The sequence below is a fragment of the Corallococcus sp. CA054B genome (assembly GCF_003611625.1).
Classification (GTDB): Bacteria; Myxococcota; Myxococcia; order Myxococcales; family Myxococcaceae; genus Corallococcus; species Corallococcus coralloides.
This window is the reverse complement of sequence record NZ_RAVY01000109.1, coordinates 1-18,730: the sequence shown is the minus strand read 5'-3', so window position 1 is coordinate 18,730 and position 18,730 is coordinate 1. Positions and strand designations below refer to the sequence as shown.

General features: G+C 69.5%; 15 protein-coding genes. 4 read left to right on the top strand and 11 right to left on the bottom strand.

From position 1 onward, the window contains the following. Window positions 1-2: 2 nt before the first annotated feature. The 6 genes from D7V80_RS24400 to D7V80_RS24375 all read right to left on the bottom strand — a co-directional run bounded on the left by D7V80_RS24400 (window position 3) and on the right by D7V80_RS24375 (window position 7,655). Complete coding sequence (locus D7V80_RS24400; RefSeq protein ID WP_120590448.1) at window positions 3-572, bottom strand: imm11 family protein; 570 nt, start codon at window positions 570-572, stop codon at window positions 3-5. A 117-nt stretch (window positions 573-689) separates the two neighbouring features. Then, window positions 690-2,918, bottom strand: a complete 2,229-nt coding sequence (locus D7V80_RS24395) for a DPP IV N-terminal domain-containing protein (protein ID WP_120590447.1) — start codon at window positions 2,916-2,918, stop codon at window positions 690-692. 34 nt (window positions 2,919-2,952) lie between these two features. Further along, window positions 2,953-4,344 carry a PLP-dependent aminotransferase family protein gene (locus tag D7V80_RS24390; RefSeq protein ID WP_147447202.1) on the bottom strand — a complete coding sequence of 464 codons (1,392 nt, stop codon included), beginning with the start codon at window positions 4,342-4,344 and terminating at the stop codon, window positions 2,953-2,955. Window positions 4,345-4,413: 69 nt separating this feature from the next. Continuing rightward, window positions 4,414-4,983: an imm11 family protein gene (locus tag D7V80_RS24385; RefSeq protein ID WP_120590445.1), complete on the bottom strand. Its 570-nt coding sequence runs from the start codon at window positions 4,981-4,983 to the stop codon at window positions 4,414-4,416. A gap of 10 nt (window positions 4,984-4,993) precedes the next feature. Beyond that, window positions 4,994-6,331 carry an AHH domain-containing protein gene (locus tag D7V80_RS24380; RefSeq protein ID WP_120590444.1) on the bottom strand — a complete coding sequence of 446 codons (1,338 nt, stop codon included), beginning with the start codon at window positions 6,329-6,331 and terminating at the stop codon, window positions 4,994-4,996. Between the two features lie 7 nt (window positions 6,332-6,338). Then, on the bottom strand, window positions 6,339-7,655 hold the full coding sequence (locus D7V80_RS24375) for a putative sensor domain DACNV-containing protein (protein ID WP_120590443.1): 1,317 nt from the start codon (window positions 7,653-7,655) through the stop codon (window positions 6,339-6,341). A 189-nt stretch (window positions 7,656-7,844) separates the two neighbouring features. Between D7V80_RS24375 and D7V80_RS24370 the strand changes: the two genes are divergently transcribed. After that, complete coding sequence (locus D7V80_RS24370; RefSeq protein ID WP_120590442.1) at window positions 7,845-9,218, top strand: amidohydrolase family protein; 1,374 nt, start codon at window positions 7,845-7,847, stop codon at window positions 9,216-9,218. A gap of 9 nt (window positions 9,219-9,227) precedes the next feature. On the opposite strand, the gene D7V80_RS24365 is transcribed toward D7V80_RS24370, so the two are convergent. Further along, the gene (locus tag D7V80_RS24365; RefSeq protein ID WP_120590441.1) at window positions 9,228-9,530 is read right to left on the bottom strand and encodes a hypothetical protein; all 303 of its coding nucleotides are present in this window, start codon (window positions 9,528-9,530) and stop codon (window positions 9,228-9,230) included. Window positions 9,531-9,721: 191 nt separating this feature from the next. On the opposite strand from D7V80_RS24365, the gene D7V80_RS24360 reads away from it, so the two are divergent. From D7V80_RS24360 to D7V80_RS24350, 3 genes are all read left to right on the top strand, one after another. Beyond that, window positions 9,722-10,195: a YqaA family protein gene (locus D7V80_RS24360; protein ID WP_120590440.1), complete on the top strand. Its 474-nt coding sequence runs from the start codon at window positions 9,722-9,724 to the stop codon at window positions 10,193-10,195. Window positions 10,196-10,374: 179 nt separating this feature from the next. Next, the gene (locus D7V80_RS24355) at window positions 10,375-12,096 is read left to right on the top strand and encodes a lamin tail domain-containing protein (RefSeq protein WP_120590439.1); all 1,722 of its coding nucleotides are present in this window, start codon (window positions 10,375-10,377) and stop codon (window positions 12,094-12,096) included. Window positions 12,097-12,197: 101 nt separating this feature from the next. Continuing rightward, window positions 12,198-12,818, top strand: coding sequence for a glutathione S-transferase family protein (locus D7V80_RS24350; protein ID WP_120590438.1), 621 nt, complete (start codon window positions 12,198-12,200; stop codon window positions 12,816-12,818). 59 nt (window positions 12,819-12,877) lie between these two features. On the opposite strand, the gene D7V80_RS24345 is transcribed toward D7V80_RS24350, so the two are convergent. The 4 genes from D7V80_RS24345 to D7V80_RS41875 form a co-directional block, all read right to left on the bottom strand. Continuing rightward, entirely contained in the window at window positions 12,878-14,617 is a 1,740-nt protein-coding gene (locus D7V80_RS24345; RefSeq protein ID WP_233585677.1) for a S28 family serine protease, read from the bottom strand. 226 nt (window positions 14,618-14,843) lie between these two features. Then, the gene (locus D7V80_RS24340) at window positions 14,844-17,174 is read right to left on the bottom strand and encodes an Ig-like domain-containing protein (protein WP_158616695.1); all 2,331 of its coding nucleotides are present in this window, start codon (window positions 17,172-17,174) and stop codon (window positions 14,844-14,846) included. A gap of 26 nt (window positions 17,175-17,200) precedes the next feature. Continuing rightward, window positions 17,201-17,635 (bottom strand): hypothetical protein, encoded by a 435-nt coding sequence (locus tag D7V80_RS24335; RefSeq protein WP_120590435.1) that lies wholly within the window; start codon window positions 17,633-17,635, stop codon window positions 17,201-17,203. Next, window positions 17,625-18,730: hypothetical protein (locus D7V80_RS41875; protein WP_199738840.1), on the bottom strand; the 1,106-nt coding region annotated here is incomplete at its 5' end. The genes D7V80_RS41875 and D7V80_RS24335, both read right to left, overlap by 11 nt.

Sequence of the window (18,730 nt, the reverse complement as noted above, 5' to 3'; positions counted from 1 at the left end):
CATCAAACCTCCGTGAAGTACATTCCGGTGGCGCCAGTGCGCTCCAGCGCTGACTTCAGGTCCTCGGAGACGATGAGTGAGACGTTCCATCCCCAGGGACGGAAGATCTTCGCGTCACCCACCTTCGACTTGTCGATGCGCATGCCGTAGACGGAGCGGTACTGGCCCATCTTTTCCGGACGACCGTGCTGGGCTTCCCAGTAGCGAACCTCCGTGGAGGCCTTCTCGTCGATGCAGCGAATGAGCTTCGTGGCAACGAGGAGTGCGTACTGGTCGGGATGCTTCGGGATGGTGACGGGGATGAGTTGCACGTCGTCGGCCGCATGCTCCAGAAGGACATTCGCCAGCTTGACGTGAATGACGGGCGTCAGACCAAAGGCAATCCGGCAGAAGTCGTGGGGGCGGCCGGGGTCTCCGATGGGAACGGTCAGGTGACCTTCCACGTGGACACGGCTCCCCTTCGTGAACATCCAGGGGTCTTCCTCTTCCTGGCGCAGCTCATTCCAGGGGACCTCCAGGACCCAGACGCCTTCCTGGACATCTTCCGAGAGCGCAAAGTATCTGGCAGCCATAGGACGTCTTTAGCGCCCCTGACGCGAGGTCAGGAGCTGATTGAGCGGGGGCCCCTGAGTGGAAGCTTCCTTGGCGAGTATTCGGAGTGCATTCCCAGTTGCTTCAAGCGTGTCTCCTCACCGGGGCTCGCCCAGTTCCCGCAGGAAGAACCGGCGCACGTCGTCCCGGTAGTACCTGCCTTCGGGGCCGTGGCCTTCGCCGGGCATGATCAGTAGGTCGAAGTGCTTGTTCGCGCGCACCAGCGCCTGGGTCATCCGCATCGTCGTGGACAGGGAGGCGTTCACGTCGCTCGTTCCGTGCATCAGCTTGAGCGCTCCCTGGAGCTTGTCCGCCAGGGCTTCGTTGGAGCCCGCCGCGTAGCCCTCTGGGTTCTCTGACAGCAGGCCCATGTTCGGCTCGTTGATGAGGGCCTCTTCCGTCAGGGCGCCCGGTGCTCCCGCGTAGCCTGCCTTGAAGAACGTCGGCGCCGTCAGCATGCCTCGCAGCGCGAAGTAGCCACCCCAGGAGTGGCCATGGATGCCCACCCGCTCCAGGTCCATGTAGGGCCGGCTGGCTGCCGCCTGCTTCAGCGCCGCGACGTGGTCTGGAATCTCCGTCTGCCCCACGCGGCCGTAGTTCACGTCCTGGAAGGTCTTGCCCCGCCCGGGCGTGCCCCGTGCGTCCAGCACCACCGTGATGAACCCGAGCTGCGCCAGCGAATGCGCGATGATCGATTCATACGGGCCCACGTAGCTCCAGGGCACCACCGTCGTGAACGGCCCCGCGTAGATGACGTCGATGACCGGATAGCGCTTCTTCGGATCGAAGTCCCTCGGCTTGTACAGCGCGCCGTACAGGGGCGTGACGCCGTCCGCGGCCTTGACCGTGATGCCTTCCGGCGGCGTGTAGTGCAGCTCCGCCAGGGCGCTCGTGTCTGACTTCGCGTAGCGGAACGAGGGGCGCCCCTCCGTGGACACCACGTCCCAGACCCTCGGCTGCTCCCGCGTGGAGTGTCCGTCCACGAAGAAGCTCGTGGAGGGAGACAGCACGGCACGGTGGAGTCCGAACTCGGGCGTCAGCCGCTTCAGGGGGCCGCCCGCGATCCTCGCCCGGTACACCATCCGGTCATAGGGTGCCCCGGGCTCGGCGGAGGCGGTGACGAAGATGGCGTCTGACTTTGGCGTGATGCCCACTACCGCGTGGACCGGAAACGCGCCCTGGGTGAGCTGGCGCACGAGCTTGCCGGAATAGTCATATAGGTAGACGTGACGCCAGCCATCGCGCTCGGACATCCAGAGGAAGTGCTGGTTGTCCGGCAGCGGCTTCACCTGCTGGGACCAGCCGCCCACGGAGAACTCCAGCGCCGCCACGAAGGTCTCCTTCCGCTCCTCCCGCAGCACCCGGCGGCGCTTGCCCTTCAGTGGATCCACCGCCACCAGGTCCAGCCGCTTGCCATCCCGTGACAGCTGGAGCACCAGCGCCTCGCTGCCGTCCGGACGCCAGCCCGCGAACCAGTCGTAGCGCTCCGCCGCGTCGCCGGGCGCGGGCGTCACCTGTCCCGTCTCCACCGAGACGAAGTGCAGCTCCGAGCGCATCAGCGGAGTGCCCGTCTTGGAGTAGGGGACCCACGTCACCTTCTCCAGTGGGGTGCTGTAGTCGACCAGCGGGAGCCGGTGCATGCCCTGCATGTCGTCGCGCCAGACCGCGAGGAACCGGCCCTGGGGAGACCATGCGCCCTCGGGCAACCGCCAGGGCGAGTCCTCCATGCCGGTGCGCTCCAGCCGGGTCGACCCCTTCGCGTCCACCACGGCGAAGCCTGTGTCCCGCTGCACCGCGACCGTTCCCCCGTCCGGCGACAGGCTGTTGCCGGGCACGAGCGACAGCGCGGCCAGATGCGTAGGCTCGAGCGCCACGAGCCGCTTGTCGGTGAGGCCCAGGGAGAAGGCCCGGCCCTGGACGGTGAAGACGATTCCCTTCGTATCGGCGGTGAGCGTGAAGGGCATGACGGCAGGCAACGTCATCGGCCTGCTGAACAGCGCCGTGAGCTGGGACCGCAGCGATTCCGAATCCAGCAGGGGCTGCTGGGTGCGGCGCTTCGCATCCACCAGGACCCACGTGTCCCGGTAGGGCTCGACCCTGGACCAGTACACGAACCGGTCGCCCTCGGGCAGCCACCGGGGCGGCGTCAGGGTGTCCCGGATGCGGTCCGGCCAGCGGAGCGAGGCTTCCGAGAAGTCGAGCCGCGCCTGGAGGGCGTCCCCGGCTTCCGCTCCTGTTGCCTGCCAGGGGACGGCGAGTCCCGCGAGGAGGAGCGCGAGGCGCGCAGGCGACAGGCGTCCACCACGGTGGGGCAAAGAAGGCGTCATGGGCACTCTCTTTGGAACGAGGTGAAGGGAACCGTCAGGCCAGGCGTCGCGGTGCTGGGGCCGTGGCGCCGAGCAACTCGGCCAGCGTCTTCAAGCCCCGCTCCAACTCGTCACGGGATCCGGCCGCGGCCAGCGACACTCGCAGCGCATTGGGTGCCTGGCCCGGACGGGCCGCGAACAGGTGTGACGGGCCGAGCAGCACGTCGCGCGCGGCGGCGGCTTCCACCAGCTCCGTGGCGCGGCGCTGCTCGGGGATGGGCATCCACAGGAAGTACGCGCTCGGGTGCGCGACATAGGGATGGCCCTTCAGCACCTTCGCCGCCAGGGCCTGCCGGGCCGTGGCTTCAGCGCGCCGCGCGTCGCGCAGGGACTCGGCCGTCCCGTTCGTCACCCACTGCGTGGCCAGCTCATTCAGCAGGGGAGACCCCGACCAGACCGTCGCCGCGGCTGCGTTCTCCAGCGTCTGCCATGACTGGGCCGGCGCCCGGATGTAGCCGATGCGCAGCGCGGGCAGCACCGCCTTGGACAGGCTCCCCAGGTGATAGGTCCGCTCGGGCGCGAGCGCGGCCAGGGGAGCGGGTGCCTTCGCCACGAGCGGGGCCAGCGCGCCGTTCTCGATGAGGGTGACGTCGAACTTCCGGCAGACCTCCACCAGCGCCTGCCGCCGCTTCAGGGGCATGACGACCGTGGTCGGGTTGTGGTTCGTGGGCGTGCAGTAGAGCACCCGCGCCTTGCTCCTCCGGCAGGCCTCCGCGAGTGCTTCGGGCACGAGCCCCTCCGCGTCGAGCGCCACCGGATGCGTGGGCAGCCGGAGCCACTCCGCGGCGGCGAGGACGCCGGGATAGGTGACGTCCTCCACCAACAGTCCGCCCGGGTTCGCGAGCAGGGACAACACCATCAGGGTCGCGTGCTGGGCCCCGCTGCTCACGATGACGTTCTCGCGCGTGGCAGGCACACCCGCGAGCTCCAGCCAGCGAGCCCCCGCTGTCCGCTGGGCCTCCGTGCCCGCATGGGCCTGATAGCCACTGAGCGCGCCCAGGTCGGCGCGTTCGCCCAGCCGTTGGAGCGCGGCGGCGAAGGCGAGGTGTCCCATGTCGCCGGGGACGATGGGCACCGCCGTGGGGCCCAGATCGATGCGCGTCCGGTCGAGCTGGGGCGAGTAGCGGTCTCCGTCCCGCAGGTTCCGCACGAACGTCCCATTGCCCACCTGGCTCCAGATGAGTCCCCGGCGCTCAGCCTCGGCATAGGCACGGGTCACTGTCCCCAGCGACGTTCCAATCGTGCTCGCGAGCTCCCGGTGCGTGGGCAGCCGGTCCCCCGCGCGAAGCCGCCCCGCGCTGATGTCCGCCGCGAGCGCATCGACGAGCGCACCGTACAGGGGGCCCTCGGACCGTTTCAGGCGCGGCTTCCAATTGGAGTGGGGCATGAACAAGATTGTACCATGACAATCTGGAGCATGTACCAGGGTCCAGGCGGGCGTCCTCCGCAGGAGGCTCTACACTTCTGTGAAGTACATGCCGGTGGCGCCGGTGCGCTCTAATGCCGTCTTCAAGTCCTCGGAAACGATGAGCGAGGCGTTCCAGCCCCAGGGACGGAAGATCTTCGCGTCTCCCACCTTCGACTTGTCGATGCGCATGATGTCCACGGCGCGGTACTCACCGATTCGCCAGGGCTGACCGTGCCGGGACTCCCAGAACCGGACTCCTTCCGATGCCTGCTCGTCGATGCAGCGGATGACCCGGGGAGTGATGAGGAGGACGTATTGGTCCGGGTGCTTGGGAATGGTGACGGGGACAAGTTGCACGTTGTCGGCGGCGCGCTCTGCCAGGAGCGTGGCGAGCTTGACGTGAATGACCGGGACCATGCTCAACCCCGCCATGGAGAAGTCACGAGGCTTTCCGGGCTCCATGATGGGGATTCGAAGCGGCCCCGTTAGTTCGACAGGCTTGTCTGTCCTGAGCCGCCAGGCGTTGTCGACCTCCACTCCGTTCTTGTCGACCGGATCATCCAGGTACCAATAGCCTTCCTGAGGGTCGCCATGCAGTTCGAAAAAACGATGGGCCATGGTGTTTGTCTCAACGTCCAGGGCGAGTGGTCAGCAGCCTGTTCAATTCAGTGCCTGGAGTGTTGGCTGCTTCAGCAAGCTCCCTGAGCGCGCTCGTCAGTGCCTCGCGGCATTGGGCGACAGTTCTGCATTGTTCGGTAGCATCCAGGAGGTGTCTCATCACACGTCGATGATACTCGGCGGGATGCGGACCCCGGTGGCCTGGGACTTCGACGATGTTCTCCGGGTCCTTCAATTCCATGCCGGCCTTCTTGAAGAGCTTCCGGAAGAGTGGGGTCCACGGACCGCCGTTTTTCGAAGACTTCTCATTGCGGATGGTAGCCAGGTGGTGGCGCTGAGGCTTCCCGGAGCGGGATGACATCGCCACCGCATTGGGCGCGAGCGCAATGGTGAAGCCCTCGGCCGTCATGGCCACGGAGCGCACGCCACCGAGGGACACGAACTGGAGGCCCGCCTGCGTCTCCACCGCGACCGCTGCCTGCGCGGAGCCGGGCAGGGTGGGCGTCTTCATTGCGAGCCCCGCCGTGTTCCCAATCGCCGCCGTAGCGAGCATCACGAAGATGCGCGCGGCGTTCCTACCCATCACCGCTCCGTAGGCTTCGCCCGCGTCGCGCACCTGGACGAACGTGGTGGCCTGGTCCACGTGGCGCACCAGCGTCACCCAGCCATCGAGGAGGGTCCACACGGTGTCCACGCCCACGTAGGCAATCGCCGTGGCGGTGATGAGGGCGGCCAGACCCTTGGACACAGGCTCCGGCATGGCCCACAGCAGCAGGTACATCGTCACGGCGGACGTCATCGTGGCCATGACGGCCTGGGGGCTCGCCATGCCCTCCAGGGCTTCGGCCGTTTCGTTCCAGACGGAGTCCATCGCGATGGCCATCGCCAGCGCATAGCGGCCGTCGCTGCCCAGCAAGGGGCCTTCCTCCAGCAAGCGCAGGCAGTCTCCGGGCTGCTTGCGCTGCTTGCCGCACCACTGCTGGTAGCCGCGCGTCAGGTCGTCGGACGCATCCAGGAGCCGCAGCTCCCGTGCCTCTTCCTCTCCCAGTGGGATGATCTGCCGTGTCCGCTCCCGGAAGCCGAAGAGGCCGCTGCGCTCCGGCAGGCCGAATAGCTCTCGCGCCTGCCGCAGCGGATGGGCGAAGGGCCGCACGTCCCTGGCGAGCGTCTTCACCGCCGCCTTGAACTCGTCCTTTTCCAGCCGGGCCTCAGAGGGAGACGCGCCTTCCTCCTCCCGAGGTGTGACGACAACCCTGTCGCCGCCATCGACGTCCAGGCGTACGACCCGTGTCGTCGCGCAGCCTGGCAGGAGCAGTCCCAGCAGCAGCACCCAACCCAGCCGCTTCATTCCGGCCTCAGTCCTCCGTCAGCAGGAGGCTCCAGAGCAGCACCTTCTTCTTGCCCGGCGGCCGGTGCAGGCAGCGGAGCGGGCCGTCCTGGGACGCCACGAACACGATGGCTCCGGAGTGCTGGTTGGCGAAGACGGCCGCGGCGCGGTGGCGTGAGCCGTGCTGGTGGATGGGGTAGTGCGGCCCGGGCCGCCCCTGGAGCGTGCGGGCCTCGAAGACCTGCGGCGGGCCGCTTCTCGGGAGCGCGATCTGATACCCCGCGCAGAGCACCTCCAGCTCCGGCCCCAGCACCAGCGCGTTGTCCACCGCCGTGAACTGCCCGATGCTCTCCACCAGCGCCTGGAAGTCGCTCTCCGTCGCCTTGTCGTCGTGCTCGGCCGCGGCCTTCTTCAGCTCCGGATCCTCTTCCTCCTCCGCCGCCTTGCCGGCCTCCGCCTGCCAGGCGCCGTTGATGAGGTCCGCCCGCGCCTGCACGAAGCGCTGCAACCGCTGACGCAACAGCGAGCCCTGCTCCGGCGGCAGGACGTACTTGCCTCGCGCCCGGAAGCGCTCCACGTCGTGCTGCTTCGGCAGGAACGCGATGAGCCCTCCGTGGTGCAGGCCCGCCATCCTCCGGATGAGCCCCTGCACCGCGTTGGACACGTACCACTCGCGGTTGCCGCCCATCAGCGGCTGCACCTTGGGCAGCGACTCCACCAGCGTGGAGCACATCTCCATCAGCGCCGCGCGCACCGCGCTGTCCTCGTGGAAGAGCAGGTCGTGCAACGCCACGCGCCGACCCGGCGGCACCGGCGCGCCCTGCTCGTAGCGGAACACCTCACGCCCCTGCGTGCTCACCACCAGGTGGCCCGGCTCCGGCGCGTGCAGGATGAAGACGTCCTCCTCGCCCTCGGCGTGGAACTCCGTGTACTCCACCCGGCGCGCCAATCCCTGGATGCGCAGCTTGCCCTCGCGCGGCCCCACCACCACCGCCGTGCGCGGCAGGTTCGCCGCGGGCGCCAGCTTCACCAGCGCCTCCACGCTGAAGTCGGTGATGCTCGACTTGGCCTCCAGGGGCAGTGTCTCCCACGCCTGCCGCTTGCCCTTCTGTCCTCCGATGTAGACCGTCTCGCGCACCGCCTGCAGGCCCTGCAACCCCTGCGCGTGATAGGCGATGCGCACGCGCGTGGCTTCGCCCTCCTCCCGGCCCAGGCTCGCGAAGAACACCGTGTCCGCCAGCACGACCAGCAGCTTCAGCGTCGGCTCGGCGAGCGGCGTCTTGGCGAACTGCCGGAGCCACCCACGCAGGGCTTCTCCGGGATATTGCAGGCCGGGTTCATCCATCGGGCGGCAGCATAATCACGGCGCCGTGTTTCCCGGTGGAAGTCGCTCGCGCGCCGCGATGCGGCGTCGGGTTCCCACCGTGCGCCCGGCCTGTAGCACCGACGTCACGACAGTCCTGGTCCACGAAGGGTTGTCGTCACCCGGACGCGCTCCTAGGGTTTCCCTCTTCCCCCCGAGGAGACCGCCCTGATGCGCTCGCGTTACCTGACCGCCGCCCTGCTCGCCCTCGCGCTGCCGCTGTCCGCCAGCGCGGCGCCTGCCGCCTCGCGCACCGTCGTCTTCCAGGGCGGCACGGTGCTGGATGGCTCCGGGGGCCAGCCGCTGGAAGAGGCCGCGGTGGTGGTGCGCGACGGGAAGATTGTGTCCGTGGGGCTCGCCATCAACACGAAGGTGCCCAAGGGCGCGGAGGTCATCGACTTCAAGGGCCAGACGCTCCTGCCCGGCCTCATCTCCGACCACAGCCACGTGGGCCAGACGTCCGGCACCACCACGGGCTCCCAGAACTACACGCGGGAGAACGTGGAGAAGCAGCTGCGCCAGTTCGCCGCCTACGGCGTCACCACCGTGACGGCGCTCGGGATGAACCGGCCGCTGTTCAACGAGCTGCGCAAGGAGGCCCACGCGGACACCTTCACCGGCGCGGACCTCTTCGGCGCGGGGCAGGGCATTGGCGTGCCGGAGGGCGGGCCGCCCCAGGCGATGACCAACAGCGCGCCCGACCAGCTCTTCCGCCCCACCACGGCGGAGGAGGCCCGCGCCGCCGTGCGCACGCTGGCGAAGAACCGCGTGGACCTGGTGAAGGTCTGGGTGGACACGTTCCTGGGCAAGCTCCCGAAGATGAAGCCGGACATCTACAAGGCCGTCATCGACGAGTCCCACAAGCAGGGCCTGCGCGTCGCCGCCCACATCCACGACCTGGAGGACGCGAAGGCCGTGGTGGACGCGGGCGTGGACATCATCGCCCACGGCGTGCGCGACCAGCCCGTGGACGCGGCCTTCATCCAGGCCATGAAGAAGCGCGGCGTCTGGTACGTGCCCACCCTGGAGCTGGACGAGGCCACCGTTGTCTACGCGGACCAGCCCCTGCTCGTGGACGACCCCGTCCTCCAGCCCGCGCTGTCCCCCGAACTGCGCGCGCAGTTCAACGACTCCGCCTGGCGCAAGAAGACCCTGGAGGACCCCAAGGCCCAGGAGGCGCGCCGCGCGCTCTCCACCAACCAGGCGAACCTCAAGGCGCTGTACGACGCGGGCGTGAAGGTGGGCTTCGGCACGGACTCCGGCGCCACCCCGCTGCGCATCCCCGGCTACGCGGAGCACCGCGAGCTGAAGCTGATGGTCGGCGCGGGCCTCACGCCGGGCCAGGCCCTGGCCATCGCCACCGGGAACGCGGCGGACCTGCTCAAGCTCAAGGACCGGGGCCGCATCAAGCCCGGCCTGCGCGCGGACTTCTTCCTCGTGGAGGGCGACCCCTCCGCCAGCATCATCGCCGCGGACCGCATCACCGGCGTGTGGCGCCAGGGCCGCAAGGTGGCGGGGAGGCTCACCGCGCCTCCCGCGCCCTGAGCCGGGGCGTCATTCTTCGATGAGAGGCTGGAGCGTGCCGAAGTGCTCCAGGCCCTGGTCCAGCGCGGAGCGCACCGCGTGGAGCAGGGCGCCGTCCGACAGCCGCCGCACCAGGACGATGCCGGACGCCACGTAGGACGGCGCGCCTCCCAGCCGTGCCTCCAGCGCCTCCAGGGTGAGCACGGTGAGGACGAAGGTGCGCCCGTCGCGCAGCCGCACCACCAGGTTCCGGGAGCCCTCGAAGTGCAGCGCCGGGGGCTCCGCCACCAGCAGGGAGGCGATCCGCTCGTCCTCCGTGTCGATGGACCGCATGCCTGACCGTTCGCGCGTCGAGCGTCGCATGGCGGGGACGATGGTGACCCCCACCCGCGCCTACAACCCCTGCCCTTGAGCGGGCCGCGTCGCCGGACAGCCTCCGGCCCCGGGGGCCAGGATGGCGGGCAGGGGAGCGCTGACGCCGGACAAGACGAACGCCCCGTGCGGGTGTATGGCCCAGGCCTCCCATGCCCGCCGAGCCGTCCACCCTGTCCACCTGGGGCCTTCCCGGGATGTTCTTCGTCGCCATGCTGGCGGGCTCCGTGGTGCCGGTGCCCTCCGAGGCGATGCTCGCCGCCCTCATCTACAACGGCACGCCGCCGCTGATGGCCACCGTGGTGGCCACCGTGGGCAACGTGTTGGGCGCGGTGACGCTCTACATCCTGGGCAAGTGGGTGTCGCACGGCGGGGGCGGTGCCGTGGGCCGCTGGGTGGCGCGCCGCCGGGAGAAGGAAGGCCCGCGCATGGCGCGCGTGGAGGCGAACCTGCGCACCTGGGGGGCGCCCGCGCTGCTCATGGCGTGGCTGCCCATCCTGGGTGACGCGTTCGTGCTCGCGGGCGGCTTCGTGGGCGTGCGCCCCTTGCCCTTCGTCGTCTTCGTCACGCTGGGGAAAGGCCTGCGCTACGCCTTCGTCGCGCTGTCCACCACGGCCGCGATGTAACAATGCGTAACATTGCGTGTCCCCGCCGGGGGGGATGCGCCGCTCACGCAACGTTTCAAGGAATGTGACGGATAAACGGCGGTGGCGTCGTGTACGCGGAATACTGCGTCCGCGGCGCTGCCGTGACGTCCATGAACCTCTACGGCTTCCGGACTTTTCCGGGAGCAGGGTGAAACATCGTGAGCCTGAAACAAGACCTCTTCCGGCGGCCTGCCGCCTTCTGGCGTACGTGGTCCTTCACGCTGGTGTGCGCGGCGCTCAACGCGTGCGGTGGCTCCGTGGACGCGGAGGCGGAGGAGAAGGCGCCGGAGCTCGTCGCGCGCGAGGACTCACTGGCGAACGTGCGGCTGCGCCTGATGGCGGCCAACCTGAGCAGCGGCAATGGGCAGGACTACGACCCGGGCCACGGCATCCGCATCTTCCAGGGCACGGACGCGGACATCGTGATGATCCAGGAGTTCAACTACAGGACGGACTCCGCGGCGGACATCCGCGCCTTCGTGGACACGGCGTTCGGCACGGGCTTCTCCTACTACCGCGAGTCCGGCGCGCAGATTCCGAACGGCATCATCAGCCGCTACCCCATCATCGCCTCCGGCGAGTGGGACGACACGCAGGTGTCCAACCGCGACTTCGCGTGGGCGCGCATCGACATCCCGGGCCCCAAGGACCTGTGGGCCATCAGCGTGCACCTGCTGACGACCAGCTCCAGCGTCCGCAACACGGAGGCGTCCAACCTGGTGAAGTTCATCAACGCCAACGTGCCCGCCAGCGACTACCTGGTGATTGGCGGTGACTTCAACACCGGCAGCCGCAGCGAGTCGACCTTCAGCACCTTCTCCAGCGTGGTGTCCACGGCGTCGCCGTATCCGGCGGACAAGAATGGCAACACCAACACCAACGCGGGCCGCAACTCGCCGTACGACCACGTGCTGGTGGACAACGACCTGCGCGCCTACCAGACGTCGGTGGTGATGGGCTCCAGCACCTTCGCCAACGGCCTGGTGGTGGACACGCGCGTGTACTCGCCCCTGTCCGACATCTCCCCGGCCCTGTCGGGCGACAGCGGCGCGTCCGGCATGCAGCACATGGGCGTCATCAAGGACTTCCTCATCCCGGGGGACGGCGCGACGGCCTCCACCGTGACGGTGCTGTCGCCCAACGGCGGTGAGAGCTGGACGGCCGGCTCGGCGCGCACCATCACCTGGACGGCGTCTGGTGTCTCCAACGTGAAGGTGGAGTACTCGCTGAACGGCTCCACCTGGACCACCATCACGTCCAGCACGGGCGCGTCCTCTGGCAGCGTGGCGTGGACGGTGCCCTCCACCGCCAGCACCAACGCGTGGGTGCGGGTGAGCGACGCGAGCAACGCCACCGTCACCGACCTGTCCAACGCGGCCTTCACCATCACCACGGGCGGCACCGGCGGCACGGGCAACGTGTTCATCAACGAGGTGCTCATCAACGAGCCGGGCTCGGACGTGAACGGCGAGTTCGTGGAGCTGGTCAACAGCGGCACGGCGGCAGTGGACCTGAGCGGGTGGACGGTGTCGGACGGCACGGCCGTGCGCCACACCTTCGCCAGCGGCACCACGTTGGCGGCGGGCAAGGCGGTGGTGGTGTTCGGCGGCGCGTCCGGCATCCCCGCCGGCACGCCGGGCGCGGTGGCCGCGTCCACGGGCTCGCTGGTCCTGGGCAACAGCGGTGACACCGTCACGGTGAAGAACAGCGCCGGCACGGTGGTGAGCACGGCCACGTTCGCCTCGTCGCTCGCGGGCACGGACGGCGTGTCCGCCAACCGCAGCCCGGACGCGTCCTCCACGGCCAGCTTCGTGCTGCACACGGGCGTGTCCAGCCTGAGCAGCTCCCCCGGCAAGCGCGCCAACGGCACCGCGTTCTAGTGCTGAACACCGCTCCTCCGGACCCCGCTGGTCCGGAGGAGCGACCTGGGAGAGTGTTCCCCCGGAACGTCCTGGTTCCGGGCGCAAGGAGCCCTCCCAGCATGTTGAAGGTCCATCACCTCTCCGAATCCCGCTCGCAGCGCATCCTCTGGCTCCTGGAGGAGCTGGGGCTCGACTACGAGGTCGTCCGCTACGAGCGTGACCCGAAGACGGGCTTCGCTCCGCCGGAGCTCAAGGCCGTCCACCCGCTGGGCAAGTCGCCGCTGGTGGAGGACGGCGGCCGGGTGCTGGCGGAGTCCGGCGCCATCATCGAGACGCTGATCCGCAAGTACGGCCAGGGCCGGCTTTCGCCCGCGCCGGAGGACCTGGACCGGTACACGCACTTCCTGCACTACGCGGAGGGCTCCGCGATGCTGCCCATCGTGCAGCTGCTCTACGTAAGGCGGCTGGGCGACGCCGCGGCGCCCATCAAGCCGCGCATCGACTCCGAACTGAAGAGCCACCTGAGCTACCTGGAAGGGGCGCTCCAGGGCCGCGAGTACCTGGTGGGCAACGCGCTGACGGGCGCGGACATCCAGCTCTCCTTCGTGCTGGAGGCGGCGAAGTCGTTCCGGTTGCTGTCGGAGCTGCCGAACCTCACGGCCTACCTCGACCGGCTCCACGCGCGCCCCGCGTACCAGCGCGCCCTGGAGCGGGGCGGGCCGTACAAGATGGGCCGCTGAAAAGACGACGGGCCGCCCCGGTGCATCCGGGCCGGCCCGTGACCTGTCCGACTGTCGGACTAGTTGCGCGACGCCTCGCGCAGGCGGGGCGGCACGTGGGGCCCGAAGGCGGGCGGCTCCTCCGACGGCACGAACTTCGGGGCGCGCTTCAGCGGAGAGATGCCCATCCAGCGGTTGAGGGTGGCCTTGGCCTCCGCCTGCTGGGCCGCCGGGAGCTGGCTGATGCGTGCGCTGTGGTTCCCGCCCTCCACCGTGAACAGATAGGAGTCCTGCGAGTTGCCCAGCACGTAGGCCGCCGCGGTCCACGGGTCGTAGCTGCCGTAGATGAACATCAGGCGCTGTCCCTGCGAGGACACCCAGTCCTGGATGTCCGGCATGGCGCTGGGACGGAACTCGAACGGGATGCCGGGGGGCGAGTACACCTCGCCGGTGTCGGTGTCCGGGAAGTGGATGAGAGCGCCCAGGTGCTTCTCATAGGGCTGGGGCCAGCCCAGCTCGGCCGCGGCCTGGTAGTAGTAGGCGGCGTACGGGGTGATGCCCTGGTCCGAGAACGAGTTGATGCCCACCTCGTAGTCCATCGCGTCGAACAGCTCCTGGTCCGTGGCGGTGGCGGCGGGGATGTTCCGATTGCAGTTCGCCGCGGAGTCGTACTGCCAGAAGGCGAAGTACGTCTCGATGACGGCGTGCTCCAGCGCCAGCTCCCGGCCCAGCTGGGAATACGTCAGCTCGAACCTCGCCGCGTAGGCGTCCACGAGGGAGAGCATCTGGCTCCGGCGCGAGAGCACCTCACGCTGGAAGGCCCACAGACGCTCGCGGCAGGCCCGCTGCGCGTCGTCGCCCACGGTGTCCTGGAACGTCACGAAGCGCTCGTCGTTGCGCTTCGTGATGGGCGCCACGTACGCCACGGTGGCGTCCACGTCGTCCGGGTGGAAGCGGCGGAAGAACACCACCGTCTCGCCGCCCTTGCTGCCGCCGGTGGACACCCACTTGCCGGTGTAGATGGGCTTGAGCGCCTGGGTGATGCGGTGGAAGTCATCCGCGGACTGGCGGATGGTGAGCTGGCTCCAGTCCGCGGGCGACGGGATGCTTGGCGGGAAGAAGCGGTGCTCCACGGCGACCTGGTTGGCGGCCAGGAGCTGCGCGGGCTCCGAGCGGCTGGTGCCGGTGGAGACGTTGTAGCCGCTGGTGTAGAGCACCATGGGGCTGGTGTCCGCCTTGTGCATCAGCGTCAGGCGCTGCTCGAAGCGCTGGCACTCCGGGTGGGCGTGGTCCGCCGGCTGGTTGTAGCGCAGGACGAAGTGCCGGTAGCCCGCGGGGACACTGCCGCCGGTCCGATCCTGGTCCACGGTGATGCCCGGGATGGCCTCCAGCCGGGTCCGGATGTCCAGCGACGTGTTCTGGATGATGCTCAGGTCCGGGGGCGTGTCGACCCAGCCGCTCGGGGTGCACGCCACCACGCCACCGTCGGTGCCCGCATCGGCGTCGGTGCCCGCATCGGGGTCGGAGCCCGCATCGGCCTCCATGCCCGCGTCCACGTCCGTGCCCGCATCGGGGTCGGAGCCCGCATCGGCCTCCATGCCCGCGTCCACGTCCGTGCCCGCATCGGGGTCGGAGCCCGCATCGGCGTCGGTGCCCGCATCGGGGTCGGAGCCCGCATCGGCCTCCATGCCCGCGTCCACGTCCGTGCCCGCATCGGGGTCGGAGCCCGCATCGGGGTCGGAGCCCGCATCGGGGTCGGAGCCCGCATCGGCCTCCATGCCCGCGTCCACGTCCGTGCCCGCATCGGCGCCCGCGTCCACGGTCTGGGTTCCGCTATCGGGACGTGGATCGTCCGGTTCGTCATCGCCACAAGCGGCCGGACCGCCAAGCAGGGTGAGCAGGGGGACGAGCAACGCCCAACGGGCCAGGCGTGTCGTGCTGGAAGACGAAGAGAGCGGGAGGGGCTTCATCGGTATGCGTGCCTCGGCATCCGCTCCCGCCGGGCCTGTCCCGGCGAGCGACGGTGCTCACGCTAGGATTCCACCCTCAAGGCCGGAGCATGTTCAAGGGGGCTGCGCCCGTGAGGTCCTCCACGCTGTCGTAGAGGAGCTGCCCGACGTAGTTGAAGTTGTGCGCCCAGGCGCCCGGGTCCTTCTTGCTCAGCTGGTAGTTGTGGGCGGCCTTCACGAGCGCCGGCGTGAACGGCGCGAACGCGTTGGCGGAGACGGCCTCGGTGGCGCTGCAGGTCCCGTTCTTGTCCGTGTCCTTGAAGAAGTACGGATTGACGTCGCCGTTGTAGCAGAGGCCGTTGTTCGTCACCCCGCGCATGGCGGTCAGCACGCGCGCGGCCATTCCCTCCACCTCCGCCTTCAGGGACTCCGCCGTGTTCCCGTCGCCGTCGTAGTCCGACACGTGGACGAGCCGGATCTGCTCCGCCGTGCTCTGGTCCGCGTGGCACGTCTCACAGCGCTCGCTCCACGCGTCCTGGATGCGGAAGGTGTGGTTGCTCTTGCCCGGGACATGGCAGCTCGTGCACTGCACCCCGCCCATGTGCGTGAGCCGGCCCGCGTAGGTCTTGTTGGGGTACTCGTAGCCGATCCGCGCCAGCGTCCCTTCGCGCGTCCCCGCGGCCGGCAGGTAGTGCACGTTCTGGAACCGCGGCGTGCCCCCTGCGCCCAGCGCCGTGTCGATGGTGGCCTTGGACGCGCGGCCGATGTGGCAGTTGGCGCAGAGGTTGTCCTGGCCCGGCAGGTTCACCGTCTTGCCATCCGGCAGCCACGTCTGGGCGGGGATGAAGACGTCGTAGTCCGGTTCGAAGTTCTGGTGGCAGGTGGAGCACTCCAGGCCGTTGGCGGTCTCCGGCACCAGCTGCCCCACGCCGTACTGGACGAAGAAGCGGTAGCCCTGCGCGCCGCTGTGGCAGCGCGAGCAGCTGGCCTGGACGGTCTCGCTGGAGTCCCAGTTGCGCGCCGCCTTGCTCGCGCCGTTGAAGTGGCCCGGGTCGTTGCGCACCAGCAGCGACGTGTCGAAGGGCACGCTCAGCGCCGTGTTCAACGATTGGGTCGAGTCATGCAGCAGCTGGATGATGTACTTCGCGTTGTGCGCGAACGCGCCCGGGTCCACCCGGGACAACTGGTAGTTGTATGCCGCCTTCTGCAAGCGGGGCGTCCAGCTGGCGAACGCGTTGGTGGCGGTGGCTTCGGCTGGAGCGCAGGTCCCGTCCCTGTTGGTGTCCCGGAACCAGTAGGGGTGGGTGTTGCCGTAGCAGAGGGGTTGGGCCCGCTCCGCGCCGTACCGCTGGATGGCGGCCAGCAGCCGCTCCCGCAGGCCCTGGAGCTCGTAGTAGATGCCCTCGGTGCGGTTGTTGTCCCCGTCGTAGTCCTGATTGCGTGAGGCGATCTGCCGGATGTCCCAGGCCTTGGTGACGTCCGTCACGCCGGGGTGGCAGGTGGCGCAGGCATCCCAGCGGACCCGCGTCGTGTGCGGGTCATGGCACTCGTTGCACTTGTCGAAGCTGGGGACGTGGCGGAAGCGCGAGTCGTAGACCTGATCCGCGTACTGGTAGCCGCCCGCGGCCTGGCTGGCGAAGAGCGTCGCGCCGGCGGGGTAGTAGTGGATGTTGGTGAAGCTCAGGGCCGGCGAGGCCGTGTCCTCGCCCACCACACCCGCGTCCGCGACCTGCGCGTCGATGTCCTTCCCCGAGGCGCGCCCCTGGTGACACACCACGCACCTCGCCTCCGGGCCCAGGCCGGTGACCTGCTTGCCCGAGGGGAAGGTGACCGAGGTCAGGCTGGAGGCGGCGCTGTCGTGGCACGTCTCGCAGCGGACCACCGACTGCGCCGGCGCGGGGGCGTCCACCCTGCCGGGGGAGGACCCGTCACCGCCCAGGAAGTCGATGTAGCCCTCCGAGCTGTGGCACCGCGCGCAGGTGGCGGGGACGAGGCCGTCCTCGTTCCAGTGGGAGAAGGCCTCGGCGGTGGTGTCCGCGTGCGGCGAACCCGACCAGGCGAGGTAGTAGGGCACCTGGGAGGGATCGACGCCCGCGTCGCCCGCGAGGCCGCCCATGACCACCACCGCGTGGCGTGCCTCCAGCCTGGAGCTCGCGCCGGTGACCTTGATGGCGGTCTCCCCCGCGCCCACGCCCGTCACCTGCCCGGCGTCGTCCACGGTCGCGATGGCCGGGTTCTCGCTCTCCCAGCGGTAGCCGTCGTCGGTGGACTCGCGCGTGGTGGCGGTGAGCTGGATCGTCTGTCCCACGAGCACCGAATGCGGGCCGTCGGTGAGGAGCTCCGGGTGAGGGGTTTCCAGTTTGGCGCAGGCGCTCAACGCGCAGGCCAGGAGCAGCTGTCCGGCCAGGAGCAGGAGGGGTCGTCTCATGGGGGCCGCCTCGGGAAGGAAGTACGTCATGGTTGAGCGCCTCCGGAGATCCACGCCAGGAGGGTCTGGTACTCGGGGGTGTCCGCCCCGTAGATGGCCCCGCCGCCGTGGCCCGCGCCGGAGGCCTTGCGCAGCAGCCGGCTGGCGGAAGGGTTGGAGGTGTCCGTGAGGGAGACGGTCGCCGCGTAGTCCGTGTCGGCATCGCCCGTCAGCAGGAAGGAGGTGTTGCCAGCGGAGCCCCCGGCGCGATGGCAGCTCTGGCAGCCGGTGGTCAGCAGCGGATGGACGTCGCTCGCGAAGGACGCAGCGTCTCCGCCGTCCCCACCGCCACCGCCGTCGATGGGCGGAACACCGGCGTCTTCGGCGACGGGGCCACGCTCGAAGTCAGCGCAGCCCAGGGCCAGCGCGAACGCCGCCGTGAGGAGCGCGGCCAGGGGCTGGATGCGGGAATCAGAACTCATACGCCACCATCAGCCGGGTGAAGTCGTCCGGCGTTTCGTCTGTCTTCTCCAGGTTCCAGAACTGGAAGAGGCCGGCGCTCAGGCCCCGCCACCGGGCCACCACGCCCACGTTGTGGCTGGAGCCGTCCTCCCGGGTGAGCGCGGTCGAGTCCAGGATGAGCCCCCGCCGGTTTCCGAAGGTGCGCAGTCCCTGCCGGTACTGGATGTAGAGCCAGTCGGTGGGGTGGTAGCGCAGCTGGAGGTAGCTGGCGAAGTGGTAGTAGTCCGCCCCCGGCCCGCCGTAGCCCTCCGCCTCTCCCCCGGAGACATCCGCGCGCAGCAGCCCGGCGCCCAGCGAGAAGTGCTCCAGCACCGGGGTGCCCCGCGGACGCCACACCGCCAGGTCCAGCGCCTGGAGGAACAGGCGGCGCCCGAACCCCAGCGAATTGAAGTACGGCGAGTACCAGAGGTTGATGGGGCCCCAGGCGGCGCCCAGCCGTGCCCCGACGCCCAGGCGGGTGTCCTCCAGCGGAGCCAGGTCCGACTGGAGGTTGAGCACCGCGTCCGCGCGCCTCAGCCGGTAGCCGGAGATGAGATAGGCGTCGCCGGAGAGGGCGAGCGGCCCCAGGCGGCGCTCCACGTTCACCGTCAGCCCCTCCCGGGCGAACACGACCGGGAGCACCCGCTGGTCGAAGCCAGCGAGCCCGCCGTAGCCGTGGTGGTAGAGCGGATCCCCGCCGAAGGGCACCAGCACCTTGCCTCCCTTGGCGAACACCTTCACCGGCCAGGATGGCTTGCTGATCCGGTAGCCCACCTCCCAGAACTGGAGCGACAGGACCTCCAGGGTGAGCGTCACCGGGTCTTCGGCGGACTGCCGCGTCAGGAAGAGGAAGTGGTGGTAGCTGCGCAGCGCGCTCTCCCCCTCCGACTTGAAGGGGTGGTCGTTGTAGTTGACGCGCTCGTAGTTGAGGTCGAAGCGCCCGTTCAGGCTCAGCGAGCCGAGTCCCGGGAACGTCCCGAGCGACACGCCGCCGTGCGGGCCCGCCGGACCGTGCGGGTTCGCTGGCGCGGGAGGCGCCGCGGGCGCGGCGGCGGGCCCGGGCCCGGTGGGGGCGG